5 protein-coding genes are annotated in these 6300 nt (G+C 44.0%); 1 reads left to right on the top strand and 4 read right to left on the bottom strand.

Annotated elements, in window-relative coordinates; genetic code table 11:
* Positions 1-167: 167 nt before the first annotated feature.
* Entirely contained in the window at positions 168-383 is a 216-nt protein-coding gene (locus BR02_RS0101760) for a helix-turn-helix domain-containing protein (RefSeq protein ID WP_031513610.1), read from the bottom strand.
* Between the two features lie 262 nt (positions 384-645).
* A complete protein-coding gene (gene rlmD / locus BR02_RS0101755) occupies positions 646-2007 on the bottom strand; it encodes a 23S rRNA (uracil(1939)-C(5))-methyltransferase RlmD (RefSeq protein ID WP_031513608.1) in 1362 nt (453 codons plus the stop codon).
* Positions 2008-2137: 130 nt separating this feature from the next.
* Here rlmD and BR02_RS0101750 point away from each other — a divergent pair, with 130 nt between their 5' ends.
* Entirely contained in the window at positions 2138-3313 is a 1176-nt protein-coding gene (locus BR02_RS0101750) for an MFS transporter (RefSeq protein ID WP_031513606.1), read from the top strand.
* Between the two features lie 94 nt (positions 3314-3407).
* Here the strand turns inward: BR02_RS0101750 and BR02_RS0101745 are convergent, their stop codons facing one another.
* The gene (locus tag BR02_RS0101745; protein ID WP_031513604.1) at positions 3408-5237 is read right to left on the bottom strand and encodes a UbiD family decarboxylase; all 1830 of its coding nucleotides are present in this window, start codon (positions 5235-5237) and stop codon (positions 3408-3410) included.
* 35 nt (positions 5238-5272) lie between these two features.
* Positions 5273-6154 (bottom strand): radical SAM protein, encoded by an 882-nt coding sequence (locus BR02_RS0101740; protein ID WP_034638625.1) that lies wholly within the window; start codon positions 6152-6154, stop codon positions 5273-5275.
* Positions 6155-6300 lie beyond the last annotated feature (146 nt).

Raw genomic sequence — 6300 nt, 5'->3', positions numbered from 1 at the left:
TCTATAATAGCTTTAATATAATCATCATATACAATCGCATCTGGAACAGCTTCAAGGAGATTTGATAACTCTTCCAACATTATAGTCCGACCTGTATGGACGCTCCTTTTATTATATTTAAAACCAAACCTCTCTAAAATTGATTTTTCCATGTTGTCACCATCCATCTATTTATATTCTTTTAACGCTTTTATAAGTAATTCACTTACACCATTCTTTTCACAAAAATCTATAATTAGAGCACGCGCCATTCTATTAGGTACAACTTTATTATTTTCCCATCTATTAACTGTTGAAAAGCTAACATGCACTGCTTCAGCAAAATCTGTTTGAGTCATCTTGAGCTCATTTCTTATAGCCTTAATCGTTTCAGAAATTATCATTTTATCACGCTCCTATATTAATATTATAGCATTGTCTATATAGCAAAGTCTATAATCAATTGAATTATTTACATCTATCCTGTCTCCTCAACCCTATAGATATATCTAACCTGTCCACTCAACCCTACCCATATTCTAGCTCAATTTTTGCCCAAAAAAACACCCTCGATATGTTCCCACATACACATATCGAGGGCTTAGGTCGAGTAGACAGATTTACTTTCATTTTATAAAACCTAGTATCTTCAAGGCTTTCCGGACTTTATTTTCTAGACATCAAGCAAATGGTCTCAACATGCCTCGTTTGGGGAAACATGTCCACCGGCTGTACTTCTATTACCCTATAACTACCCTCTTCCACCAGGTAAGCCAGGTCTCTGGCCAGTGTGCCCGGGTCACAGGATACGTATATTATTTTGGCCGGTGCCATTTGTATCACTGCTTCTAATGCTTGTTTATCACAACCTTTGCGGGGTGGGTCCAGCACCACCACTTCCGGACGATAGCCTTCGCTGCTCATCAAGGGCAGTAATCTTTCCACCTCTCCTTGGAAGAATTCTACGTTATTTATTCCGTTACGCCGGGCATTTTGCCTGGCATTAGCCACCGCTTGGGGCACCACTTCTATGCCTGTAACCTCTTTTGCACTGCCGGCCAAGTATAATGCTATGGTGCCGATGCCGCAGTAAGCATCCAGCAGCTTTTCTTGTCCGGTTAAGGCCGCATATTTTAATACCTCTTGGTATAACACCATTGTCTGTTGGGGGTTTACCTGAAAAAACGAGTTGGCGGATATATCGAATTCCAACGGGCCTAACCGTTCGGTGATTGTTTTTTTGCCTGCCATGACTATGTTTTCTTCACCCATTGCCAGCCTATTGCTTGAGTTATTTATAGTGCGCACCACTGAAACTACATTGGTATGCTTGGACCTTAATTCCTCAGCAAATTGCCCCTGGCTGTCCCAGCGATCACCGGTGGTGACAACCACCACCATGATTTCGCCTGTGTATATTGCCCTACGCAACACCAGATGTCGCACTAAACCCTGTTTTTTCCACCAGTGATAGGCCGATAGGTTATATTTATTTAGCAATTGCTCAAGGGTGCCTGCGATATCATTCAAGTTCTCGTCCAAGAGCAGACAATTATTTGAAGATAAGGGTAAAAAATTATGGCTGCCCTGCTCATAATATCCTATGGCCAATTTATCATCCACCTGCTGCACTTGAAAATGAACTTTGTTGCGGTAGTGCCAGGGGTGTTTCATGCCTATGGTGGGATGTACCTTTACCCCCTCCAGCTTACCAATGCGGGTTAAGCTGTCTGTTACCAGTTGGGTTTTATGGTGCAGTTGAGCCTGGTAGTCGATATGCTGTAGGACACACCCGCCGCAGCCATGGTGCACACCACTGCACTTGGGCCGGCAACGCTGTGCTGCTGACTCAACAACCTGCACCAGGCTGGCCCTGGCAAATTTCTTTTTGCTCCGATTAACCTTGACAAGCACCTTTTCACCCGGTACTGTACCGGGCACAAAAACTGCCTGCCCGTTCGGCAGTCTTCCTATCCCTTCCCCTTGGTGCGTAAGTCCTGTAATTTCTATATAAACTTCCTTATTCAAAAGGACACCACCTTACTTAATTTGTATTAATATAATAGCACTTTTTAGATTGTCGGTGGCAAATATTGCAAGAGAGCGATTTAAGTGTTACCTTATAATAGTTTATATTATTTTGTGTTCGGAGGCAGTAATGGATTATCGTACCAAGACCTTAATTGTGGTGGCCTTAACTATTTTTATGGATACTTTTATTTATGGAATCATTGTACCGGTGTTGCCCATATATGTCGAAGAAATGGGTGCTTCATCCTTTGAACTGGGCATTATCTTTTCCATTTATTCAGCAATGCTACTCCTGGTGGCCATTCCGTTAGGAATACTGTCCGATAAATACGGGCGTAAGGGCATTATGGTTGTAGGTATGATTGCTTTGTCATTTTCCACTGTTGCCTTTGCCTATTCCACCACCTACCTTGCTTTGCTGTTAACCCGTTTACTACAGGGTGCAGCTGCGGCGGCAACCTGGACAATTGGGCCGGCATTGATAGCAGATCTTTACCCGCCGGAAAAACGTGGTGAAAAATTGGGATTAACCATGGCAGGGATGAACTTTGGGTTTTTCATCGGACCGGTGGCCGGTGGTTTTTTATATGATTGGGGAGGCTATGCCCTGCCCTTTTTGGTTTCGGCCTTAATGTCATTGGTTATTTTAATGCTTGTGGTGGTGGTGATAAAGGAACCGGAACAACGAGAAACAGAACGTACCGGTTTGACCTTGCAAGAAGTATTCAGCAATAGAGCAATTTTAACAGGTGCAGGTTTAATATTTGTGGCTTCCATTGGCTTTGGTTTTATTGATCCGTTGTTACCCGGTTACTTTAATGAAAAATTTGGCGCCACCCCGGGAACCATTGGTCTATTGTTTGGGGCAATTTCGGCCACCAGCATAGTGGCACAACCTAGTTTCGGCTGGCTTTCTGACCGCATTGGCCGCATTCCGCCAATTATTGCCGGCTTGATGGCCACCGCAATTGCCATGCCGTTAATAACCGCAGCACCTTCAATTTTGCATACTATGCCGGTGATGGCTGCGGTGGGGATAACCTATGGCATGATCTTTGCTCCCAGCGGGCCGCTGTTGGCGGATGCTGTGATGAAGGGTAAACAAAATGCCAGTTACGGCATGGCCTTTGGCATATACAACACCGCATTTTCACTGGGTTACCTAATAGGCCCCTTATTGGGCGGTCTTTGGGTGGATATATGGGATCTCAGAAGTTTGCTCCTGGCATATTCGGTCTTGTTGGTGACATATGTACCTGTGATGTTGGCAGGCAGGAAAACAGGTGTAAGGGAAAGTGGTTAATAATTAAAACCCCTATGGGACGCGATAGGATAGGCGCGCCCCATAGGGCAAGATTCATTGGTTATTAAAATTGCCTGGAAACCGGCCTTGCATATCAATCTAACTTTACCTTGCTTAGACTGGCCCCCTTTGCAAAAAAACGTTCGATGTTTTTTTCAACTGTCGGATCTGCAACCAGCGGGGGAGCATGATGTGGTTTTGTGCGGGCATCGATAATCATATTGTCACAGGCCCAGTGTTTATTTTCATAATAACTGTTGACACCATAAATATCGTGAGAAGGATTGCTTCTGGTAAAGGTGGCCCATAAAAAGTTTTCCAGGGAGTGGCTTATAAACGAGCTGTCATCACAAAGGATAATCATCGGACAAGTTGGCATTTCCCCTCTGCTGCCAATGGCCAAGGATAGTTCTTCTAATTGATCGTGGGCCTGTTGGTAATTTACAAACTCCGGCCCTTCAATGGCCACCACCCCGGGCATTACCAAGCACGGATTTTTAAAATTCCGTAAACCTTGTAATTGTTCAGGGATCCCTTTGCACAGCTCCCTTTTTTGGTCGCCGCAGGAGGCAATTATCACCTTGCTGCCTGTATTTAATCCTGTCCCTGTATAATCAAGGGTATCAATGGTTGTGTTGGTTTGAAAATGAATGTCACGTTTTAGGTCAATTCGCTCTAGGATGTATGTTAAGAATTCTACCTCCCGACGGGTATCTAGCGGTTTATTCTCCTCAGCGGTAATAAACAAATACTTAGCGAGGCTTAACTGCCCTGTGCCTAGAATTCGATTTGCAATGGTAAGGAGTTCAGCCGGCTGTTTAACCTTTTGAAAGGGTGTGTAACGTTCGCTGCCGATGGCAAACAGAAGCGGGTGAACCCCTGCTGCATCAACCGCATGAACTTCTTTCACACCGGGAATCTCTTGTTTTACGGCATCACCGGTTAAGTCATGGATAAGGTCGCCAAAGGCTGTATCTTCTTGGGGTGGTCTGCCGACAACTGTAAACGGCCAAATGGCATCATCTTTGGCAAATACCTTGTGCACCTTCATAACAGGAAAATCATGTACTAAACTGTAATACCCCAGGTGGTCACCAAAGGGCCCCTCAGGTTTAGTTTCGTTAGGATAGATTTCACCTGTTATAACAAAATCGGCATCTAAGGAAATGCAATAGCCGTCTACATAGCAATAACGAAAGCGGCGTCCTGAAAGCAAACCGGCAAATATCATTTCACTTAGTCCTTCAGGTAATGGCATAACCGCTGCCAAGGTATGGGCAGGGGGGCCACCAATGAATATGCTCACCTTTAAGGGGGCACCCATCTTTTTTGCTTTTTCATGATGTACGCCAATACCCCGGTGTATTTGATAGTGTAGACCAATTTCTTTATTCAATATATAATCGTTACCGTTAAGTTGAGCCCGGTACATTCCTAAATTACTGTTCATAATGCCGGGTTTCGCCGGGTCTTCTGTATATACCTGAGGTAAAGTAATAAATGCACCGCCGTCATCGGGCCAGTGGTGAATAAGTGGCAGGTCTGAAATCTGTATTTCTTTGAACCCGGTTATTCTTGCCCTTTTCATAGGCAGTGCCTTTGAAGCCGCCAATGCTGTACTGAAAAGCCCCAAGGGATTTTTTAATATGCCCATGGGATTATTGCGCAGGGCAATTACTTTTTTAACGTCTGCCAAGGTCTTCCTAAAAATATATTTACTTCTCTCTAAATTACCAAATAAATTAGATACAGCTCTATATTTAGAGCCCTTTACATTTTCAAATAACAGCGCAGGTCCCCCTGCTGCGTTAACCCTCCTGTGAATGGCCGCCATCTCAAGATAGGGATCTGTTTCTTCATGTACCCTAACCAATTGGCCGGCTTTTTCCAAATCAACAATACATTCTTCTAGATTGCGATACATTTTTCTCCATCCTTAGTAAGAATATGTAAGCATTATTAACAAAAGGCCCTATACAAACCGACTTCTTTGGCCTTTTGCATTGCCCAGCGCAGTTCCCGTTTGGTAATAGGTCTGTTTATTGGCGGAAATTTAGCTGCATTGTGGGCAGGGTAATATTGATCCATAATGTGTAAATACGAATTGGGAGATATCTCGTTGGCAATAAATTGCACCACTTGCTCAGTGCCTGCAATATCTTCCGGCATTACCAGATGCCTAATTAACAACCCGCCAATGGCGATATTACGATTGTTCACCTGCAAATCTCCAACCTGGCGGTGCATTTCCTTTACCGCCTTGGTTGCCACTGAAAAGTACCGGGGGGCCCCTGCATATTTTTGGCCCATTTTGTCATCGCCAAATTTAATATCGGGCATGTAAATATCTACAATCCCATCCAGCAATTTTAGGGTGTCTAAGTCATCATACCCACCGGTATTATAAACAATGGGCAGCCTCAGCCCCTTATCCACTGCTATTACTAAAGCTTCAAGAATTTGGGGCACAAAATGACTGGGAGAAACTAAATTTATGTTATGGCATTCCATATGCTGCAGTTCCAGCATAATTTGGCCCAACTCTTCCGCATCCACTTCCCGGCCTTCTCCCTTTTGGCTGATTTCACAGTTTTGACAAAACTGGCATTTGAGATTGCAATGGGAAAAAAAGATTGTTCCTGAGCCGTTTTGCCCCACCAGCACATCCTCTTCTCCCAAATGCCTGCCATAACTGGCCACAACCGCCTCACGACCAGCCCGGCATACACCAAGCTCGCCCTTTAATCGGTTAACATGGCAGTGTTGAGCACAAATTGTACAATCGGTCAGCCTTTCAACAGCCCTTTTGGCTCGCAGCTTTAACTCATCCAAAGGCACCATAAACAATCTCCCCCACCGTATATTTGTGAAAAACGGATAAGATAAGTTTATCCAGCGACTTCCATTTTTATCCTAAACAATGACTATGGCTGGTATAATCTTAGCATAAATAACTAAGCCCACCACATAATTATAGCAAATACCAC

It is taken from the genome of Desulfofalx alkaliphila DSM 12257 (assembly GCF_000711975.1).
Taxonomy (GTDB): domain Bacteria; phylum Bacillota; class Desulfotomaculia; order Desulfotomaculales; family Desulfohalotomaculaceae; genus Desulfofalx; species Desulfofalx alkaliphila.
Note: the sequence above shows the minus strand (reverse complement) of the source record. Positions and strands in the feature narration are given on the sequence as shown.